This is a genomic window from Streptomyces kronopolitis (assembly GCF_050953795.1).
Taxonomy (GTDB): Bacteria; Actinomycetota; Actinomycetes; order Streptomycetales; family Streptomycetaceae; genus Streptomyces; species Streptomyces kronopolitis_A.
Map to the genome: position 1 here is coordinate 2,487,391 of NZ_CP191850.1, position 18,682 is coordinate 2,506,072.

The following is an 18,682-nucleotide window of genomic DNA, read 5'->3' on the forward strand; positions in this document are numbered from 1 at the left end:
TCACGCGGCCGTGAAGCGGACCGGGCGGTGGCCCGGATCGGCCTCGGCGAGGCGGACCGGGATACGGCGGCCCAGCGGCAGCGCGGGGCCTTCCGGGGCGGCTTCGACCGGGCCGATGACGGCCGGGTCGACGAGGTGGACGGTGCCCTGGGTGGGGTCCTTCTCCTGGATCTCGACCACCAGGCCCTCGAAGACCTCCCCCACCCGGTCCCGCAGCAGCGCCGCCTCGACGAGGTCGACGCAGGCCCGCTCCACCCGGTGGGCGCGGCGGGTGCCCAGCTCCATCTCCCGGGGCAGGTCGGCCAGCGCGCCGCGGACCCAGGCGGGCGGCTCGGTGCCGGCCGAGGCGGCCAGGCACAGTTCGGAGGTGTAGCGGTCGACCAGCCGCCGCAGCGGCGCGGTGGCGTGCGCGTACGGGGCGGCGACGGCGGCGTGCAGGGCCTCGGACGCCGGGGGTGGGGTGCCGTCGAAGGCGGTGTAGCCGGCGCCCCGCAGCAGCGCGGTGCAGTCCTGGAGGAACGCGGCGTGGGCGGGCCGGCGCGGGTCGAGGGTGCGCAGCAGCGCCGCGTACGAGGTGTGGTGCGGCCAGTCGACGCCGAGCGCCCGGGCGGTCAGCCGCAGCCGGGCGACCGAGCCGTCCGGGGCGGAGGGCAGGGTGCGCAGGATGCCGGTGCCGGCGGACAGCATCAGCTCGGCCGCCGCCATGCCGGTGAGCAGGGAGATCTGCGCGTTCCAGCCGTAGGCCGGGAGCGGGGCGCGGTAGGCGAGGCGGTAGCTGCCGCCGTCCTCGACGATCTCCTGCTCGGGGACGTTCAGGGAGATCGCGCCCCGGGCGACCTCCTGCTCCTCGCGCCGCAGCCCGATCTCGCGGAGCAGTGCGAGCGGCTCCTCGGCCGTCCCGTCGTCCAGGACCTTCTGCACGGCGGCGTGGTCCAGCCTGGCGCGGGAGCGGACCAGGGCGCGGCGCACCCGGGCGCCGGCCGGGGCGCCGTCCGCGTCGAGGTCGAGCTGCCACAGGACGGCCGGGCGGTCCCGGTCGGGCAGCAGGCCGGCCGCGCCCTCGCTCAGCACGGGCGGGTGCAGCGGGACCCGCTCGTCGGGGAAGTAGAGGGTGGTCACCCGGTGGTGGGCCTCGGCGTCCAGGGCGCCGCCGGGGGTTACGAAGGCGGCAACGTCGGCGATGGCGTAGTGGACGCGGTAGCCGCCGCCGGGGCGGCGCGCGAGGGACATCGCCTGATCGAGATCGAGCGAGCCGGGCGGGTCGAGGGTGAAGAGCGGGAGGTCGGTGGCGTCCTCCAGGGTGTGCTCGCCCGTCACCGCGCCGTCGGCGGCCGGGATCCGCGGGGCGCGGGCGGCGCTCTCCGCCTCGGCCTGCGCCGTGGGCGGGAAGTGGTCCGGGGTCTCCAGCCGTCCGCGCAGCTCGTGCAGGGCCAGCCGCAGCGGGGACTCGGCTGCGTCGGTCACGTGCATGTGGAGACGGGGCATGGAACCGAGCGTATGGCGGGCGGCCGCTCCCGGCGCGGCGTGCGGTGACGCCCGGTGCCCGGCGGCCGCGCGGGTTCCCGGCCGGGCCGCCGCAGGCCATACGCTTTCCCGGGGCCGCGCCCCGCCCGTACCACCGTGAAGGAGAGACACCGTGCTCGTGCTGTTGCCGCCGTCCGAAGGGAAGGCCGCGGGAGGCAGGGGGGCGCCGCTGGACACCGGGGCGCTGTCGCTGCCGGGGCTGACCGCCGCGCGCGAGGAAGTGCTCGCGGAACTCGTCGAGCTGTGCGCCGCGGACGAGACCAAGGCGCAGGAGGTGCTCGGGCTCAGCGAGGGCCTCAAGGGCGAGGTCGCCAAGAACGCGGGGCTGCGGACCGCGGGGGCCCGGCCGGCCGGGGAGATCTACACCGGGGTGCTCTACGACGCGCTCGGGCTGGCGTCGCTGGACGCGGCGGCACGGCGGCGGGCCCGGCGCTCGCTGCTGGTGTTCTCGGGGCTGTGGGGCGCCGTCGGGGTGGGCGACCGGATTCCGTCCTACCGCTGCTCGATGGGGGTGAAGCTGCCGGGCCTGGGCGCGCTGGGCGCGTTCTGGCGGGCGCCGATGGCCGAGGTGCTGCCGGCGGCGGCCGGGGACGGGCTGGTGCTGGATCTGCGGTCGGCGGCGTATGCGACGGCATGGAAGCCCAAGGGCGAGGTGGCCGGGCGGACCGCGACGGTGCGGGTGCTGCAGTCCCGGATCGTGGCCGGGGTGGAGAAGCGGACGGTGGTCAGCCACTTCAACAAGGCGACCAAGGGGCGGCTGGTGCGGGACCTGCTGACGTCGGGGCGCGCGCCGGACGGCCCGGCGGAGCTGGTGGAGGCGCTGCGGGAGCTGGGTTACACGGTGGAGGCGCAGGCTCCGGAGAAGCGCGGGAAGGCCTGGGCCGTCGATGTGATCGTCACGGAGCTGTAGGCGCGGAGGACCGGGAACCCGGCCTGGAGATCCCCGTGGTTGCAACATGCGCAACGCTCATTGCGGAGAGTGGGCGGCCCGCGCACCATGGGCGGCGTGACCAGCGACGCCGCCTCCCCCGCTCCCCCGTCGGTGCTCGGGCTCGCACCCGTCCTCCCGGTCGTGGTGCTCCACGACGTGGCGGACGCCGTGCCGCTCGCCCGGGCGCTCGTCGCGGGCGGGCTGCCCGCGATCGAGGTGACGCTGCGGACGCCCGCCGCGCTGGACGCGCTGCGCGCCATCGCCGAGGAGGTCCCCGGGGCGGTGCCGGGCGCGGGCACCGTGCTGACCCCCGCGCAGGCCGGAGCGGCCCGCGCGGCCGGCGCCCGCTTCCTGGTGAGTCCCGGGTTCTCGCCCCGGCTGCTGGGGGCGATGCGCGACTCGGGCGTGCCGTTCCTGCCGGGCGTCTCTACGGCCTCGGAGGTGGTGACCCTGCTGGAGGAGGGCGTCACCGAGATGAAGTTCTTCCCGGCCGAGGCGGCGGGCGGCACCGCCTATCTGGCCTCGCTGGCCGCGCCGCTGCCGCAGGCCCGGTTCTGCCCGACCGGCGGGATCGGCCCGGCGTCGGCACCTGTCTACCTGGCGCTGCCGAACGTCGGCTGCGTCGGCGGCTCCTGGATGCTGCCGGCCGCGGCGAGGGCCGCCAAGGACTGGGGCCGGGTGCGCCAACTCGCCGCTCAGGCGGCGGCGTTGGCGGCCTGAGCGGCCCGGCGAGCGGCGAAGGGCCCGGCACCTCGGTCGTCCGAGGTGCCGGGCCCTTCGCGTCGCACGGCGTCCGCCCGGGGCGGGCGGCCGGTGTCCCGGAGGTGCCGGCTACCGCAGATGCGCCGTCTCGTTCAGCAGCCGCACCGAGGCGTTGCCGTCGGAGTAGTAGGCGACGGCCGACAGGGACGCGGCGGAGAGCTCCATCCGGAACAGCGCCTCCGGCGGGGCGCCCAGCGCCAGCCGGACCAGCGTCTTGACCGGCGTGACGTGCGTGACCAGCAGCACCGTGCGGCCCGCGTACCGGGCCAGCAGCTTGTCCCGGACGACGGCGACCCGCCGGGCGACCGCGGCGAAGGACTCGCCGCCGCCGGTGGGCTCCGCCTTCGCGGAGGCGAGCCAGGCGTCGAGGTCCTCGGAATGGCGCTCGCGCACCTCGGCGAAGGTCAGCCCCTCCCACGCCCCGAAGTCCGTTTCCCGCAGGCCCTCCTCGATCCGGACCTCCAGACCGAGCCGGGCAGCGACCGCCTCGGCGGTCTCCCGGCAGCGCCGCAGCGGGGAGCTGACGACGGCCTCGATCGTGCCGCGGGCGGCGAGCGCGGCGGCGGTCGCCTCGGCCTGGCGGCGTCCGGCGGCGGAGAGTTCGGGGTCGGTGCCGCCGCTGCCGGAGAAGCGCTTCTCGGGGGTGAGGGCGGTCTCGCCGTGCCGCAGCAGGACGAAGGTGGCGGGCGGGCCGAGGTCGGGGCCCCAGCCGGCCGAGGGTGCCTCCGGCGCCTCGTCGGCCGCCTCCGCGGCGGCGTCGGCGGCCTGGGCCGCGGCGCTGCGGGCGGTGGCCCCGGCGCCGGCCGCCAGCGCCGCCCGGGAGTCCCGCGGCTCCCACTGCCGGCCCGCCTTCCCGGCGTCCATCGCCTCGTTGGCGAGCCGGTCGGCGTGCTTGTTCCGTGCGCGGGGGATCCACTCGTACGACACCCGCTCGGCCGGGAAGACCGAACCGGCCTCGGCCGCCAGCGGCTTCATGTCCGGGTGCTTGATCTTCCAGCGCCCCGACATCTGCTCGACGACGAGCTTGGAGTCCATCCGCACCCGGATGTCCGCCTCGGGGTCCAGGGCGTGCGCCGCCCGCAGACCGGCCACCAGGCCCTTGTACTCGGCGACGTTGTTGGTCGCCGTACCGATGAACTCGGCGGCCTCGGCGAGCGCTTCACCGGTCTTCGGGTCGAGGACCACCGCGCCGTAGCCGGCCGGCCCCGGGTTGCCCCGGGAGCCGCCGTCCGCCTCGACGATCAGGGTGCGGGCCATGGCCTACAGGCCCGAGTCGGGCGTACGGACCAGGATGCGGCTGCAGTTCTCGCAGCGCAGGACGGTGTCGGCGGCGGCCGCGCGGACATCGTTGACCTCGGTGATGTTCAGCTCCAGGCGGCAGCCCTCGCAGCGGCGCTGGTAGAGGCGGGCCGCGCCGACGCCGCCCTCCTTGGTGCGGATCTTATCGTAGAGCTTGAGGAGTTCGGCCGGGATGTCGGCGACGGTCAGCTCGCGCTCCTTGGCGACCGTCGCACGCTCCGCCTCGATCTCGCCGAACGCGGCGTCGCGGCGGGCGGTGGCGTCGTCGACCTTGGCCTGGATGGCCTCGACCCGGCCGGTCAGCTCGGTGACCCGCTCCTGGGCGGACTCCCGGCGCTCCATGACCTCCAGGACGATGTCCTCCAGGTCGCCCTGGCGCTTGGCCAGCGAGGCGAGTTCGCGCTGGAGGTGCTCCAGGTCCTTGGGGGAGGTGACGGCGCCGGAGTCCAGCCGCTTCTGGTCGCGGGCGGCGCGCTGGCGCACCTGGTCCACGTCCTGTTCGGCCTTGGTCTGCTCGCGGGTGGTGTCGCTCTCCTCGGTCTGCGCGGCGACGAGCAGGTCGCGCTGCTGGGTGAGGTCGCCCTCCAGGGTCTGCAGTTCGGCCAGTTCGGGGAGGTTGTTCCCCCGGTGGGCGAGCTGGGTGAGCCGGACATCCAGGGCCTGGACGTCGAGAAGGCGGATCTGGTCGGCGGGCGCGGCGTTCAGCGTGGGGCTCCTGTGGTGTGCGTCGGGGTGAAGAGAGGGGTGGACGCCGCGTGGGCGGTCCAGGGGTCGGTGACCGTACGGGAGACGTGCGTGCGCAGTCCCCAGTCGTGCCGGTCGGAGACCGCGTCGAGCTGGGCCGCGGCCTGCTCGCACCACGGCCACTCGGTGGCCCAGTGGGCGGCGTCGAGCAGCGCCGGCGGGCGGTCCGCGGTGCTCTGGACGGCCTCGGAGGCCGGGTGGTGGCGCAGGTCGGCGGTGAGGAAGGCGTCCACACCGGCCGTCCGGACGGCGCCGAAGAGGCTGTCGCCGGAGCCGCCGGAGACGGCGAGGGTCCGGATCTCGCGGTCCGGGTCACCGGCCGCCCGGATGCCCTGCGCGGTGGCGGGCAGCCGGCCGGCCGCGTGGGACGCGAGCGCGGCCAGCGTCATCGGATGCGGCAGCTCGCAGATCCGGCCCAGGCCGCGGCGGCCGGCCGGATCGTCCGGGTCCGGCACCAGCGGGCCGAGGACGCGCAGGTCCAGAGCGCCGGCCAGGGCGTCGGAGACACCGGGGTCGGCGGTGTCGGCGTTGGTGTGCGCGACGTGCAGGGCGATGTCGTGCTTGATCAGGGTGTGCACGACCCGGCCCTTGAAGGTCGAGGCCGCGACCGTCGTCGTACCGCGCAGGTAGAGCGGATGGTGGGTGACGAGGAGGTCGGCGCCTAGCCGCACCGCCTCGTCGGCGATCTCCTGGACCGGGTCGACGGCGAACAGTACCCGGCGGACCTCGCTGCCGGGATCACCGCAGACCGTGCCGACGGCGTCCCACCCTTCGGCCCGCTCGGGGGGCCACAGGGCGTCGAGCGCGGAGAGGACTTCAGACAGTACGGGCACGGGTGGAAGGTTACCTCCCGGCCGTGACACCGCGCGGGCCGTCCCGCCCCGGGCTCCGCGGCCGCCGTACGGGGTACGGCGGGCCCGGCCGCCGGAGCCCGCCCCCCGGCGGCCGGAGCCGGCGGCCGGGCGGGCCGATGCACAGCCGCCCCGCTCGGCACCGGCGAACCGGACAACTGCCATCCTTATGCGTGAAGTGCGGCAACTCGCCCTGTTCGGCCGGACGTGCGAAACCTACCTTCGGATGCCGACTGGAGGTGACCGCCCGATGACGATCTGTGCCACCGAGGGCGCCGCGGCGCCGACGCGCCCGCACCGCGCGACCCTGACGATCGCCGCCGACGGCTCGTACGCCGCCCGGCTCGCCCGTCACCACGACGCCGCGGGGAGCTGGTTCCCGGAGCGCTGGACGCTGGGCGGCCCCGAGCCGTACGCCGTGCCGCTGCAGGGCACCCAGCCCGAGGAGCCGGACAGCGCGCTGCTGCCGCTGGCCGACGGGCGGGTGCTCATCGCGCGCCGGGTCGCCGACCGCTTCGCCGTCTCCCTGCTCTACCCGGCGGGCCCGGGCACGGGTGAACTCGTCCTGGGGGCGGTGGAGGCGCCCGAGCTGACCCTGTTGCCGCCGGCCCCGGACGGGACCCGCGGCTACGCCCTGGCGCCCGCGGCGGACCGCACCGTGCTGTGGCTGCTGCACGGCGGCGCGGGCGGACCCGAGCCGGTCGCCGAGATCCCGGGGCGCTGCTCGGGCGGCGCCTGGCTGGACCGCACCGGCCGGCTGCTGGCGCTGGACCGGGAGTGGGCGGGCCGGACGAAGGCCGTCACGGTCGATCTGGAGCGGGGCGGCGAGACCGGCCCGCTGCTGCAGATCACCGAGGACAGCAACGACCGTCTGCTGCTGGCCGATCCGGACAGCGGACTGCTGCTGGTGCGGTCGGACGCGCCGGGCCGGGACCGGATCGGCTGGGGCGTCCTGGGCAGCCGGCTGCCGGTGCGCTTCCCGGAGTGCCTGTATCCGGCCGGCGCGACGGTCACCCCGTTCGCGATGCAGCCGCGGCAGATGCTGGCGCCGGAGAGCTGCGCGGTGGCCTTCCGGGTGGACGGGGCGCACGGCAGCTGGCTGGGCGTCTGGCGGCCCTCGGTACGGCAGCTGCGGCAGTTCCCGGCGCCGCGGGGGTGGCTGACGGGCGCCGGCCTGTGGACGGCCGGCGGCGAACTGCTGCTGCCGCACACGACGGCGGCGGAGCCGTGCGGGGTGGCACGGCTGCGGATGGCCCTGCCACCGGTGACCCCGGAGCCGGAGGCGCGGCGGGAGCGGGAGCCACAGCAGGAGCGGCAGCAGGCGGCGGAGCCGGGGCGGCGGCCGGTGGGGCCGCCGCGGGCGGTGGTGCCCGAGCGGGCGGTGCGGAGCGCGGCGCCCGGGCAGCCGGCACGGACCGTGGAACCCCCGCGGGCGGCCTGGACGGTGGAGCCCGCCCGGGCGGTGGTGCCGGTGCGCGCGGCCCCGGCGAGGAGACCGTGGCAACTGGTCGGGCCGCTGGTGCCGGTACAGGAGCGGTCGGCCGGGGTGCGCACATGGACGCGGGTGGGAGTGCCCTCGGGGGCGCCGGCCACGGCGCGGGTGGCGATGCCCGCCGAGGTGCCGCCCGCCGCATGGCCCAAGGCCCCCGCCGAGGTGCCGCCCGTCGCATGGCCCAAGGCCCCCGCCGAGGTGCCGCCGCACGGGGACGCGGAGGCGGCCGCCGGGCCGGACAGCGGCCCCGGCGTCGTGCCGGATGCCGGCCCGGACGCCGCCCCGGAGGGCGCGTACGGCGGCGGGATCGTCCAGGATGGGGCGGAAATCGACAACCGCTCCACATCATCTGCACAACCCCGGGGTGCGGACGCGGAACCGCGGCGGACCGCCGAACATCCCCCTTTGTGCAGGCCAGTTCCCTTGCAGCAGGCACCGCTGGCGGCCCGGTAGACCCGGTGGAGCGCGATTTCCGGCCCCGTTAGAATTTCGGGCGGGGGCAGCGCAGCCGGTTGACCGGCCACCGGTCGTGCCGTTCGGGGTCAGCCTTGGCGGTCGTCGGGCGAGGTCCCGACGCGTACAGCTGTAAGCGATCCGACGGAGACCCTTTTCATGTCCGAAGCCCGAACCGACACGACCCAGGCGCGCCCCCAGGAGGCATCCGCCCAGGCCGCCGAGGCGGCAAGCTCCGGCAGGCACCGTGGCCCGGCCGCCGCGGAGGAGTCCGACTCCGCCGCCCATGGCCGCCACCGCCGGGACAAGCAGCCGCAGGACGCATAAGGCGGGTCCGGCGGTCTCCGGCCGCCGACCACACACCACGAGCCGTGGCCGCCACCCCGCTTCGCGCGGGTGGCGGCCACGGCCGGTTCACCGTCGTGCGCGGCCGGCCTCAGCCGTGTTTGAGGCCCAGCACCTCGGCCGCCGCGAAGGTCTCGCCCGGCGGGCGCTGCGCGTAGTACGGCGTGAGCAGCTCGTCCAGCTCCGCGTAGCTGAAGACCTCCTTGGCGGTGTCGAACTTGGCGGCGATCCGCGGGCGTTCGGCGACGGCGACCATGCCGCCGTGCACCACCAGCAGCTGCCCGTTGACCCGGGCCGCGGCCGGTGAGGCGAGATAGCCGACGAGCGGCGCGACGTGTGCGGGCGCGAGCGGGTCCAGGGCGCCGTCCGCGGGCTCCTGGAAGCCGGCGAAGACGTCCTCGGTCATCCGGGTGCGGGCGCGCGGGCAGATCGCGTTGGCGGTCACGCCGTATTTGCCCAGCGCCAGCGCCGTGGAGGTGGTCAGGCCGACGATGCCGCCCTTGGCCGCCGCGTAGTTGGGCTGTCCCGCCGAGCCCGCGAGGAAGGCCTCGGAGGAGGTGTTGACGATCCGGCCGTGGACCGGGCCGCCGGCCGCCTTGGCGCGCTCGCGCCAGTGGACGGCGGCGAAGTGCGTGGTGTTGAAGTGGCCCTTGAGGTGGACGCGGATGACCGAGTCCCACTCGTCCTCGGTCATCGAGAACACCATCCGGTCGCGCAGGATGCCCGCGTTGTTGACCAGGATGTCGAGCTGTCCGTAGGTCTCCACGGCCAGCTCCACCAGGGCGCGGGCCTGTGCGTGGTCGGCGACGTCGCCGAGGTGGGCGACGGCCCGGCCGCCCGCCGCACGGATCTCGGCGGCGACGTCCTCGGCGGGCGCGGCGCAGGCCTCGCCCGAGCCGTCGCGGCCCGGCTGCCCGTAGTCGTTGACCACGACGCGGGCGCCGAGGCGGGCGAGTTCCAGGGCCTCGGCGCGGCCCAGACCGCGCCCGGCACCGGTGACGATCGCGGTCAGGCCCTCCAGTGGCTGTGCCATTGATGTCCTCTCCAGTCGTCGTGGAGCGTGTGCGGACGGTGGTGCGGTGGACCGGTGCGGGTCCGGGACGGGGCGGGGCCCGGGGACGCGGCCCCGGGCGGGCCGGGTCAGATCTCGATGCAGGTGCGCAGGGCGGTGCCGGCGCGCATCTGGTCCAGGGCCTCGTTGATCTCGGCCAGTTGCACGCGGTGGGTGATCAGGCCCTCCAGGTCGATCCGGCCGGCCCGCCACAACGCGATGGCCCGCTCGTAGGAGCGCAGCACGTCCGCGCCGCCGTACAGGGACGGCAGGATCCGCTTCTCGTCGAAGAACAGCTCGAACATGTTGACCTGGAACGTGTCGTCCATGGCGCCCGCGCCGACCACGCACAGGGTGCCGCCGCGGCGGGTCATCTCGTAGGCGGTCCGGGCGGTGGCGGACTTGCCGACCACTTCGAAGACGTAGTCGAAGCCCTCCCCCGCGGTGATCCGGGCCTTGGCGCCGGCGAACTCCTCGGGGGCGACGGCCTCGGTGGCGCCGAAACGGAGCGCGGCCTCCCGGCGGGCGGGGACCGGGTCCACGGCGATGATCTCGGCCGCGCCGCAGGCCTTCGCCCCCTGGATGACCGAGATCCCGACGCCGCCGCAGCCGATCACCGCGACCGAGGAAGCGGCCTCCACCCGGGCGGTGTTGAGGGCTGCGCCGAGCCCGGTGGTGACACCGCAGCCGATCAGCGCGGCGATCTCGAACGGGACGTCGTCGGGGATCGGGACCGCGCAGCCGGCGGCGACCACGACCTCCTCGGTGAAGGTGCCGGTGCCGGCGAAGCCGAAGACATCGCCGCCGGAGCGCCGGAAGTTGGGCGTGCCGGCGTTCATGAACCCGGCCAGGCAGAGGTGCGACTGGCCGCGCCTGCAGGACGGGCAGCTGCCGCAGGCGGGCAGCCAGCACATCAACACGCGGTCGCCCTGCTGGAGCCCGGTGACGCCGTCGCCGACGTCGAGGATCTCGCCGGCGCCCTCGTGGCCCGGGACGAACGGGGCGGGCTGCGGCAGCACCCCGTTCATCGCCGAGAGGTCGGAGTGGCACAGTCCGGTCGCCCGGATCCGGATCCTGACCTTGCCGGGGCCGAATCCCACCGGCTCGACGTCGTCGACGACTTCGAGCTTGTCCTGGCCTGTCTCGTGCAGTATCGCTGCGCGCATGTCACAAGCTCCTCTCGGTTGGTGCGCCGGTCCGGGTGGCGGCCGGCGGGGGTGCGGACGGCGCCGGCCTCAGCGGTGCGTCACCACGGTGTCCGCCAGGACGGGCGCGTCGTCCCGGTCGGCCGCCGTCACCGACACCTGGACCCGGCCGGGCTCGCGCCACATGCGCAGGCGCAGCGTCTCGCCCGGGAAGACGACGCCGGCGAAGCGGGTGGTGTACGACGTCACCCGGGCGACCTCACCGCCCAGCACCGTGTCGACCACGGCTTTCAGGGTCACCCCGTAGGTGCACAGCCCGTGCAGGATCGGCCGGTCGAACCCGGCGAGCGCGGCGAACTCCGGATCGGCGTGCAGCGGGTTCCAGTCGCCGGAGAGCCGGTAGAGCAGCGCCTGGTCCTCGCGGATCCGGCGCTCGGTGTCCAGGTCCGGCGCGCGCCCGGGGAGTTCGAGGCGGGCGGACGGGCCGCGCTCGCCGCCGAAGCCGCCCTCGCCGCGGACGAAGATCTGGGTGTCGCAGGTCCACAGCGGGCCGTCCTCGTCGGCGACCTCGGAGCGCAGCACGATGACGGCGGCCTTGCCCTTGTCGTACACGGCGGGGACGGAGGAGGTCTGGACGGCCCGGCCACGCACGGGGACGGGGCGGTGCACGGTGACGGTCTGGCCGCCGTGCAGGACCGCGGCGAGGTCCACCTCGATGCCGGGGGCGGACAGTCCGCCGGCGAGGGCCATCCCGCCGCCCGCGACGGTGGCGAAGCTGGGCAGGACGTGCAGCGCGCTCTCCAGGGTGTAGCGCAGCTCGTCCGGGTCGGTGGCGGGGTGCGGCTTCTGCGGCGTGGCCGCGCCGGCGCCGACGCCGAGGTGGTAGAGCTGAACGTCCTTGTGGTCCCAGGCGAGTTCGGTGCTCCGCGGTTCGGCGGAGGTGGCCTTGGCGGCGTCGATGGGCATGGGGCTGGCTGCTCCTTCACCACGGGGGAAGACCCCGGCCCGGCCGTCCGCACCGTCGACCGGGCCGGGGTCGCATCTGGTCGGCCACGGCAGCGCTCCGACCGCGCACAGGGCACACTTCTAGAACGCGTTCTAGCCGATGGCTCTCATGTATAGCCGATCCGTCCGGCGGCCGGAAGACCTGACCTCTGACGGATTGTCAGATTCGCGCGGTCCCGGACGCCGGCCCGGACCCGAACCCTGATGACGTCCCGTATCCGCCCCGGGCGGACCGGACGAGGAGCCGCGGCGCGCCCACGGGAGTCGCGCCCGCCGGTGACATTTGTCAGGGCCGGCCGTCCACATTCGCCTCTGCCGCGCGGTGGGCGGCGCTCCGTAGCGTCATACGGGACGAAGAGAGGCGGGGCGGGCATGACACAGAGACCAGGGACCACACCCACGGAAGCGGGCGGCACGGCCGTGCAGTTCTCCGGGGTGACCCGGAGCTACGGCACGGTGCGGGCCGTGGACGGTCTGGGACTGACGATCACGGCGGGCGAGACGGTGGCGCTCCTGGGGCGCAACGGCGCGGGGAAGTCCACCGCCCTCTCGATGCTGCTGGGGCTGCTGCCGCCGGACGAGGGCACGGTGGCGCTGTTCGGCGGCACCCCGGAGGCGGCGGTACGGGCCGGCCGGGTGGGCGCGATGCTCCAGGACGGCAAGGCCGTACCGCGGGTCACCGTCCGTGAGCTGGTGACCTTCGTCGCGGCCTGCTATCCGCACCCCATGGACGTCACCGAGACCCTGGAGCTGGCCGGACTCGGGGAGTTCGCCGGGCGGCGGGTGGACCGGCTGTCCGGCGGGCAGGCCCAGCGGGTCCGCTTCGCGGTGGCGCTGGCCGGCAACCCCGAGCTGCTGGTGCTCGACGAGCCGACCGCCGCGCTGGACGTGGAGGCGCGCCGCGCCTTCTGGCGCTCGATGCGGGCCTACGCGCGCCGCGGCCACACCATCGTGTTCTCCACCCACTATCTGGAGGAGGCGGACGAACACGCCGACCGGATCGTGGTCATGGACGGCGGCCGGGTGGTCGCCGACGGCAGCGGCACGGCGATCAAGCGGCAGGCCGGCGGCACGCTGGTCTCCTTCGACCTCGCGGGCGCACCCACCGGTCCGCTGCCGGGGCTGCCCGGGGTGAGCGCCGTGGAGGTGCGCGGCGACCGCGCGCTGCTGCGCACGGCGGACTCCGACGCGACGGTGGTGGCGCTGGCCGGGCTCGGGCTGGTCCGCGGGCTGCGGGTCGCCCCCGCCGGCCTGGAGGACGCCTTCCTCGCCCTCACCTCCCCCGGGCCCGCTCCCCTCTCCCCGGCCCCCGCCGCCACCCCCGCCACGAAGGAGCACGCGTGATGCTCGACTACGTCCGGCTCGAAGTCCGCCGCACCCTGCGCGACCGGGGCTTCGTCGTGTTCGGCATCGGGATGCCGGTGGTGATGTACGTACTGATGACCAACATCGGGGTGGGCGGCGGCGCGGGCGCCATGGAGTGGAAGATCGCGTCGATGGTCGGGATGGCCGCCTACGGCGCGCTGGGCGCGGCGATCGGCTCGGGCACCGGCGTCGCCGAGGACAAGCAGCTGGGCTGGCTGCGGCAGCTGCGGGTCACCCCCCTGAGTCCCGTACGGGTCGTGGTCGGCCGCGGGCTGACCGCCTCGGTGACGGTGCTGCCGGCCATCGCCGCCGTGCTGCTGGTCGGCGCGCTGCTCAACGGCGTCCGGATGCCCGCCTGGCAGTGGGCCGCGCTGGCCGGGCTGCTGTGGCTGGGCACCGCTCCCTTCACCCTGCTCGGCCTCGGCAACGGCTACCGCCTCTCCGCGCAGTCCACCGGTGTGGTCAACACGGGCTGCATGGTGCTGCTCTCGATCATCGGCGGCCTGTGGTTCCCGATCGAGCTGTTCCCCGGGTGGCTGCGCACACCGGCCTCCTGGACGCCCGGCAACCGCTTCGCCGCGCTCGGCCACAGCGTCACACAGGGCGAGGCGCCGGGCCTGGGCACAGTAGCGGTGCTCATCGTCTGGCTGGCACTCTTCGGCAGTTACGCGGTGTACGCGTACCGTCGGGCCGCACGCACGGCCTGACCGGCAGCGGCGCAGACCTGGGAAGCGACAGTGCAGCACACGAAGCGGCAGGACGCCGGCACGGCGGAGAACGGCGGCACGGACTCCGCGCCGTGCCCGCCCGGCCCGGCGGAGCGGAAGACGGACGGGCCGGGGAAGTACGCCTTCCTGCCCTGGCTGCTGATGGGCCTGGGCGCGTTCTCCAACGTCATCCAGGGCAAGACGGCGTACCCCTGGCTGGCCGGCCTCGGGCTGCTGGCCTTCAACTCCGTCTACATCACCGTCGTGTGGACCTCGTTCAACCCCCGGCTGCGGGACTCCCGCCGACCGCTGTACGCCCTGGCGGTGCTGACCGCCATCACCTTCGCCATCGCCCTCGGGTTCGGCGGCGACTGGTTCCTGTTCTTCCCGCTGCTGTCGCTGGCCTCCGGCACGGTGCGCACGCTGCGCGGGAAGAAGCTCGCGGTATGGCTGATCGCGCTCAGCGGTACGGCCGGGTATCTGACGGGCTGGCACGACGACGGTCCGGGCGCCTTCGGGGTGGGCTACGGCACCTTCCTCTCCGGCATGGTGACGTCCACGGTCCTGAGCCTGTTCGACACCATCCAGGAGCTGAACACCACCCGCCAGGAGCTGGCCCGCAGCGCCGTCGAGAAGGAACGGCTGCGCTTCTCGCGCGATCTGCACGATCTGCTGGGCCACACGCTGTCCGTGGTGGTGGTCAAGGCCGAGGCGGTCCGCCGGCTGGCGCCGCGCGATCTGGACGCCGCGCTGGTCCAGGCCGCCGACATCGAGGCCGTGGGCCGGCAGGCGCTGACCGAGATCCGCGAGGCGGTCACCGGCTACCGCGAGGGCAGTCTGGCCACCGAACTCGACCGGGCCCGTTCGGTGCTGGAGGCGGCCGGTATCGACCCCGTGGTGCGCCAGGCCGGGCCGCCGCTGCCGCCGCAGGCCGGCGCGCTGCTGGGCTGGGTGGTCCGCGAGGGCGTCACCAACACCGTGCGGCACAGCGGCGCCGCCCACTGCGAGATCTCCGTCCACGCCGACGAGGACCGGGTACGGCTGACGATCACCGACGACGGCCGCGGCCCGGGCCCCGCCGGCGCCGGCGCGGCGGCCGCCCCGGGCCGGCTGCGCGACGGTACCGGCGGCACGGACGGCCGTCCCGGACCGGTCGGCGGCACCGGGCTGAAGGGCCTGACCGAGCGGCTGGCCGCGGCGGGCGGCACCCTGCGCAGCGGCCCGGACGGCCGCCGCGGTTTCCGCGTCACGGCCGAACTCCCGGTCGACACCGGCGACATGGCGGACGCGCGGGAGGCGGGCGGGTAGGGGGTGTCGTTTGGATCATGGTGGATCAGGGAGCGGGGTCCGGTGCGTGGGCTCGCAAGGCGGAGGAGGGAGTCGACGCGGAGCGTCGGGGACCGACGACAACGCCGCGAGGGCGCGTGCCGGGGCCCGCGAGCCCGCCATGATCCGAACGACACCCCCTAGCCCGGACGGCCGCCGTTGCCGCCCGCGGGCGCCGGCCTGGCTACGCTGACGGCATGACCGACGCACCCGCCGCACCCCCCACCAAGAGCGTGAAAGTCCTCCTCGCCGAGGATCAGGGAATGATGCGGGGCGCGCTGGCGCTGCTGCTCGACCTGGAGGAGGACATGCAGGTCGTCGCCCAGGTCGCGGCGGGCGACCGGATCGTCGACACGGCCCTGGAGACCCGTCCCGACATCGCCCTCCTGGACATCGAACTCCCCGGCCGCAGCGGCCTGGACGCCGCGGCCGACCTGCGCGACCGGCTGCCCTCCTGCAAGGTCCTGATCGTGACGACCTTCGGGCGGCCCGGCTATCTGCGCCGCGCCATGGAGGCCGGGGCGTCCGGGTTCCTGGTGAAGGACGGCCCGGTGGAGGACCTGGCGGCGGCGATCCGCCGGGTGCTCGCCGGGGAGCGGGTCATCGACCCCGCCCTCGCCGCGGCGGCCCTGAGCGCCGGTCCCAACCCGCTGACCCAGCGCGAGCGGGATGTCCTGACCGCCGCCGTGGACGGCGCCACGGTCGCCGACATCGCCGGCAAGCTCCACCTCTCGCAGGCCACCGTCCGCAACTACCTCTCCGCGGCGATCGGCAAGACCGGCACCCGCAACCGCATGGAGGCGGTCCGGGCGGCGCGCCGCAACGGGTGGCTGTAGGGCCTCGCGAGCCGGGCGGGACGCCGCGGGGCCCGCCCCCGAAGGCGCCTCAGCCGTGCGCGGCATCCGCCGGCCGCCGCGGCAGGGCCACGACCATCAGCACGATGCTGCCCAGCAGGATCAGCGAGCCGACGTGGAAGGCCAGGCCGTAGCCGTCCGCCAGCGCCGCCAGGCCGTTGTCCCGCTCCGTGCGGGAGGCCGCGACGGTGGACAGCACCGACAGGCCCAGCGCGCCGCCCATCTGGCGGGAGGTGTTGATCAGGCCGGAGACCAGGCCCTGGTCGGCGGGGTCGGCCCCGGAGGTGGCGATCGACGCGATCGGGGTCGCGGTCAGCCCCGCCCCCAGCGCCATCAGGATGCCGGGGCCCAGGATGGTGGGGAGGTAGCTGCCGTGGACGTCCATCGTGCCCTGCCAGGCCATCCCGGCGGCGGAGAGCACCGCGCCGGTGACGGCCAGCGTCTTGGCGCCCACCCGGTTCATCAGCCGCGGCGCGATCTTGGAGCCCAGGACGATGGACAGGGAGTGCGGGATGAAGGAGAGCCCGGCCTGCAACGGCCGGTAGCCCAGCACGTTCTGCACGTACAGCGACAGGAAGTACCACATCGAGAACATCGCGGCGCCGGCCAGCACCATCGCCCCGTTCGCCGACGAGACCGAGCGCAGCCGGAAGAGCCCCAGCGGCATCAGCGGCGCCTTCGCCCGCGCCTCGACCACGAGGAACGCGGCGACCACCGCCAGCCCGGCGCCCAGCGGCAGCAGCGCGGACGCCGAGGCCCAGCCGTGCGTCTCGGTCTGCACGATGCCGTACGCCACCAGCGCCAGCCCACCGGTCGCCAGCACCGCGCCGGGCACGTCGAGCCGTCGCGCGGTGCCCTGCCGGCTCTCGGTGAGCCACCGCACCGCGCCCATCAGCACCAGCGCCCCCACCGGCACGTTGATCAGCAACACCCAGCGCCAGGACAGGGTTTCGGTGAGCACCCCGCCGACCAGGCCGCCCACCGCGCCGCCCCCGGCGCCGACCGCAGTCCAGGTGGCGATGGCGCGGGTGCGGGCCGGGCCGGCCGGGAACGACGTGGTCAGGATGGTGAGGGTGGCCGGCGAGAGCACGGCGGCGCCGACGCCCTGCACCGTCCGGGCCGCGATCAGCTGCCAGGGCTGCTGTGCCAGCCCGCCGCCCAGGCTCGCGACGGTGAACAGCGCCAGCCCCAGGACGAAGACGCGCTTGCGGCCGAACAGGTCGGCGGCCCGCCCGCCGAGCAGCATGAAGCCCGCGAAGGTGATCACGTAGGCGTTGACGATCCACTGCAGGCCCAGCTCGCTCAGGCCCAGGCCGGTCCGCATGGCGGGCAGCGCCACATTCACCACGGAGACGTCCAGCACCACCAGGAACTGCCCCGAGCACACCACCAACATCACCAGCCACGCGGGGGCGGCCTTGCGGCGCGCGGTGTCGGGCAGCGTGGCCAAGGGGGCTATCGGCGGCATGCGGACCATGCTCGCATTCGGTGCATGCGCCCGGCATCGGGATTTCGGCGCACCTGTCCGTGGACGGGACGTAGGCCGAAAGGCGGAGGCCGCCGGGAGACGGCGGGCGGCCCGTACCGGCCGCCCGCCCACTCGTGGCCGGGGCTCACGCCGCCGGGTGGCCGGCCCGCCGCAGCACGGTGACCACCGCCGCGCCGCCCAGGCCGATGTTGTGCGCCAGACCCACCCGGGCGCCGGGGACCTGGCGGTCGCCCGCGGTCCCGCGGAGCTGCCAGACCAGCTCGGCGGCCTGCGCCAGACCCGTCGCCCCCAGGGGGTGCCCCTTGGAGATCAGCCCGCCGGACGGGTTGACGACCCAGCGGCCGCCGTAGGTGGTGGCGCCGTCGGCGACCAGCTTCCCGGACTCCCCTTCCGCGCACATCCCCAGCGCCTCGTACGTCAGCAGCTCATTGACCGAGAAGCAGTCGTGCAGCTCGATCACGTCGACGTCCTCGATGCCGAGGCCGCCGGCCGCGTACGCCTGCCGGGCGGCGGCCCGCGACATCGGCCGGCCGACCACGTCGAGGCAGGAGCCCGAGGCGAAGCTGTCACCGGTGTCCGTCGTCATGGCCTGCGCGGCGATCTCCACCGCCTTGCCGGCCAGATCGTGTTCCCGGACGAACCGCTCGGAGGCGACCACGGCGGCGGCCGCGCCGTCCGAGGTCGGGGAGCACTGGAGCCTGGTCAGCGGGCGGTGCACGGTCGGGGCGGCGAGGACCTCCTCGACCGTGTACACCTGCCGGAACTGGGCGTGGGGGTTGTGCGCGGAGTGCCGGTGGTTCTTGGCGCCGACCGCGGCGAGCTGTTCGGCGGTGGTGCCGTAGCGCGCCATGTGCTCGCGGGCCGCGTTGCCGAAGATCTGGGCGGTGGGCGGGGTCTGCTCGAAGCCGTGGGCGGCCGCCATCACCCCGTAGTGGCGGGCCACCGGGGAGGTCCGGAAATCGCCGCTGTCGGCGCCGCCGCCCAGCGCGCCGCGCTTCATCTTCTCGAAACCGAGCGCCAGCACACAGTCGTCGATGCCGCCCTCGACGAACCGGCGCGCCATCATCAGCGCGGTCGCGCCGGTGGCGCAGTTGTTGTTGACGTTGTAGACGGGGATGCCGGTCAGGCCCAGTTCGTAGACGGCGCGCTGTCCGGCCGTCGAGGGCTGGAAGCAGTAGCCGGCCGCCACCTGCTCGACGGCCTCGTAGCCGATCCCGGCGTCCGCGAGCGCGGCGCCGCCCGCCTCCTTCACCAGGTCCCAGTACTGCCGGTCGTCGCTCTCGGGCTTGACGAAGCGGGTCATCCCGACGCCGACGATGTACGCCTTGCCAGCCATGCG

The 18,682-nt window shown here is 75.2% G+C and carries 17 protein-coding genes; 8 read left to right on the forward strand and 9 right to left on the reverse strand.

Annotated features, from left to right (window positions below; translation table 11 throughout):
• On the reverse strand, positions 1-1,485 hold the full coding sequence (locus tag ACQP17_RS10825) for an RNB domain-containing ribonuclease (RefSeq protein ID WP_433856074.1): 1,485 nt from the start codon (positions 1,483-1,485) through the stop codon (positions 1-3).
• A gap of 151 nt (positions 1,486-1,636) precedes the next feature.
• On the opposite strand from ACQP17_RS10825, the gene yaaA reads away from it, so the two are divergent.
• Positions 1,637-2,434 carry a peroxide stress protein YaaA gene (gene yaaA, locus ACQP17_RS10830; RefSeq protein ID WP_433856075.1) on the forward strand — a complete coding sequence of 266 codons (798 nt, stop codon included), beginning with the start codon at positions 1,637-1,639 and terminating at the stop codon, positions 2,432-2,434.
• Positions 2,435-2,521: 87 nt separating this feature from the next.
• The gene (eda, locus tag ACQP17_RS10835) at positions 2,522-3,175 is read left to right on the forward strand and encodes a bifunctional 4-hydroxy-2-oxoglutarate aldolase/2-dehydro-3-deoxy-phosphogluconate aldolase (protein ID WP_433859884.1); all 654 of its coding nucleotides are present in this window, start codon (positions 2,522-2,524) and stop codon (positions 3,173-3,175) included.
• A gap of 111 nt (positions 3,176-3,286) precedes the next feature.
• Here the strand turns inward: eda and ACQP17_RS10840 are convergent, their stop codons facing one another.
• The 3 genes from ACQP17_RS10840 to ACQP17_RS10850 are packed head-to-tail and all read right to left on the reverse strand — an operon-like array spanning position 3,287 to position 6,093.
• Entirely contained in the window at positions 3,287-4,474 is a 1,188-nt protein-coding gene (locus ACQP17_RS10840; protein WP_433856076.1) for a bifunctional RNase H/acid phosphatase, read from the reverse strand.
• Positions 4,475-4,477: 3 nt separating this feature from the next.
• On the reverse strand, positions 4,478-5,221 hold the full coding sequence (locus ACQP17_RS10845; RefSeq protein ID WP_433859885.1) for a zinc ribbon domain-containing protein: 744 nt from the start codon (positions 5,219-5,221) through the stop codon (positions 4,478-4,480).
• Positions 5,218-6,093, reverse strand: coding sequence for a Nif3-like dinuclear metal center hexameric protein (locus tag ACQP17_RS10850; protein WP_433856077.1), 876 nt, complete (start codon positions 6,091-6,093; stop codon positions 5,218-5,220). Before ACQP17_RS10850 ends, ACQP17_RS10845 begins: the two co-directional genes overlap by 4 nt.
• Before the next feature lie 268 nt (positions 6,094-6,361).
• Here ACQP17_RS10850 and ACQP17_RS10855 point away from each other — a divergent pair, with 268 nt between their 5' ends.
• Positions 6,362-8,056, forward strand: a complete 1,695-nt coding sequence (locus tag ACQP17_RS10855) for a hypothetical protein (protein ID WP_433856078.1) — start codon at positions 6,362-6,364, stop codon at positions 8,054-8,056.
• A 159-nt stretch (positions 8,057-8,215) separates the two neighbouring features.
• Positions 8,216-8,383, forward strand: coding sequence for a hypothetical protein (locus tag ACQP17_RS10860; protein WP_359014310.1), 168 nt, complete (start codon positions 8,216-8,218; stop codon positions 8,381-8,383).
• A gap of 109 nt (positions 8,384-8,492) precedes the next feature.
• On the opposite strand, the gene ACQP17_RS10865 is transcribed toward ACQP17_RS10860, so the two are convergent.
• The 3 genes from ACQP17_RS10865 to ACQP17_RS10875 all read right to left on the reverse strand — a co-directional run bounded on the left by ACQP17_RS10865 (position 8,493) and on the right by ACQP17_RS10875 (position 11,563).
• Positions 8,493-9,434 carry a 3-oxoacyl-ACP reductase gene (locus tag ACQP17_RS10865; RefSeq protein ID WP_433856079.1) on the reverse strand — a complete coding sequence of 314 codons (942 nt, stop codon included), beginning with the start codon at positions 9,432-9,434 and terminating at the stop codon, positions 8,493-8,495.
• A 107-nt stretch (positions 9,435-9,541) separates the two neighbouring features.
• Entirely contained in the window at positions 9,542-10,618 is a 1,077-nt protein-coding gene (locus ACQP17_RS10870) for a Zn-dependent alcohol dehydrogenase (RefSeq protein WP_433856080.1), read from the reverse strand.
• 69 nt (positions 10,619-10,687) lie between these two features.
• The gene (locus ACQP17_RS10875) at positions 10,688-11,563 is read right to left on the reverse strand and encodes a MaoC/PaaZ C-terminal domain-containing protein (RefSeq protein ID WP_433856081.1); all 876 of its coding nucleotides are present in this window, start codon (positions 11,561-11,563) and stop codon (positions 10,688-10,690) included.
• A gap of 411 nt (positions 11,564-11,974) precedes the next feature.
• Between ACQP17_RS10875 and ACQP17_RS10880 the strand changes: the two genes are divergently transcribed.
• The 4 genes from ACQP17_RS10880 to ACQP17_RS10895 all read left to right on the forward strand — a co-directional run bounded on the left by ACQP17_RS10880 (position 11,975) and on the right by ACQP17_RS10895 (position 15,836).
• Positions 11,975-12,946, forward strand: coding sequence for an ABC transporter ATP-binding protein (locus ACQP17_RS10880; protein WP_433856082.1), 972 nt, complete (start codon positions 11,975-11,977; stop codon positions 12,944-12,946).
• Positions 12,946-13,674, forward strand: coding sequence for an ABC transporter permease (locus tag ACQP17_RS10885; protein ID WP_433856083.1), 729 nt, complete (start codon positions 12,946-12,948; stop codon positions 13,672-13,674). Before ACQP17_RS10880 ends, ACQP17_RS10885 begins: the two co-directional genes overlap by 1 nt.
• A 30-nt stretch (positions 13,675-13,704) precedes the next feature.
• Entirely contained in the window at positions 13,705-14,982 is a 1,278-nt protein-coding gene (locus ACQP17_RS10890; protein WP_433856084.1) for a sensor histidine kinase, read from the forward strand.
• 215 nt (positions 14,983-15,197) lie between these two features.
• On the forward strand, positions 15,198-15,836 hold the full coding sequence (locus ACQP17_RS10895) for a response regulator (RefSeq protein ID WP_433856085.1): 639 nt from the start codon (positions 15,198-15,200) through the stop codon (positions 15,834-15,836).
• A gap of 49 nt (positions 15,837-15,885) precedes the next feature.
• On the opposite strand, the gene ACQP17_RS10900 is transcribed toward ACQP17_RS10895, so the two are convergent.
• Together ACQP17_RS10900 and ACQP17_RS10905 are read right to left on the reverse strand one after the other, a co-directional pair.
• Positions 15,886-17,331, reverse strand: a complete 1,446-nt coding sequence (locus ACQP17_RS10900) for an MFS transporter (RefSeq protein ID WP_433856086.1) — start codon at positions 17,329-17,331, stop codon at positions 15,886-15,888.
• A gap of 136 nt (positions 17,332-17,467) precedes the next feature.
• Positions 17,468-18,679: a thiolase C-terminal domain-containing protein gene (locus ACQP17_RS10905; protein ID WP_433856087.1), complete on the reverse strand. Its 1,212-nt coding sequence runs from the start codon at positions 18,677-18,679 to the stop codon at positions 17,468-17,470.
• Positions 18,680-18,682 lie beyond the last annotated feature (3 nt).

Coding starts and splice junctions, on each gene's coding strand:
- ACQP17_RS10825 (WP_433856074.1), bottom strand. CDS start 1,485: ATGCCCCGTCTCCACATGCACGTGACCGACGCAGCCGAGTCCCCGCTG.
- eda (WP_433859884.1), top strand. CDS start 2,522: ATGGGCGGCGTGACCAGCGACGCCGCCTCCCCCGCTCCCCCGTCGGTG.
- ACQP17_RS10840 (WP_433856076.1), bottom strand. CDS start 4,474: ATGGCCCGCACCCTGATCGTCGAGGCGGACGGCGGCTCCCGGGGCAAC.
- ACQP17_RS10855 (WP_433856078.1), top strand. CDS start 6,362: ATGACGATCTGTGCCACCGAGGGCGCCGCGGCGCCGACGCGCCCGCAC.
- ACQP17_RS10860 (WP_359014310.1), top strand. CDS start 8,216: ATGTCCGAAGCCCGAACCGACACGACCCAGGCGCGCCCCCAGGAGGCA.
- ACQP17_RS10865 (WP_433856079.1), bottom strand. CDS start 9,434: ATGGCACAGCCACTGGAGGGCCTGACCGCGATCGTCACCGGTGCCGGG.
- ACQP17_RS10870 (WP_433856080.1), bottom strand. CDS start 10,618: ATGCGCGCAGCGATACTGCACGAGACAGGCCAGGACAAGCTCGAAGTC.
- ACQP17_RS10875 (WP_433856081.1), bottom strand. CDS start 11,563: ATGCCCATCGACGCCGCCAAGGCCACCTCCGCCGAACCGCGGAGCACC.
- ACQP17_RS10880 (WP_433856082.1), top strand. CDS start 11,975: ATGACACAGAGACCAGGGACCACACCCACGGAAGCGGGCGGCACGGCC.
- ACQP17_RS10885 (WP_433856083.1), top strand. CDS start 12,946: ATGCTCGACTACGTCCGGCTCGAAGTCCGCCGCACCCTGCGCGACCGG.
- ACQP17_RS10895 (WP_433856085.1), top strand. CDS start 15,198: ATGACCGACGCACCCGCCGCACCCCCCACCAAGAGCGTGAAAGTCCTC.
- ACQP17_RS10900 (WP_433856086.1), bottom strand. CDS start 17,331: ATGGTCCGCATGCCGCCGATAGCCCCCTTGGCCACGCTGCCCGACACC.
- ACQP17_RS10905 (WP_433856087.1), bottom strand. CDS start 18,679: ATGGCTGGCAAGGCGTACATCGTCGGCGTCGGGATGACCCGCTTCGTC.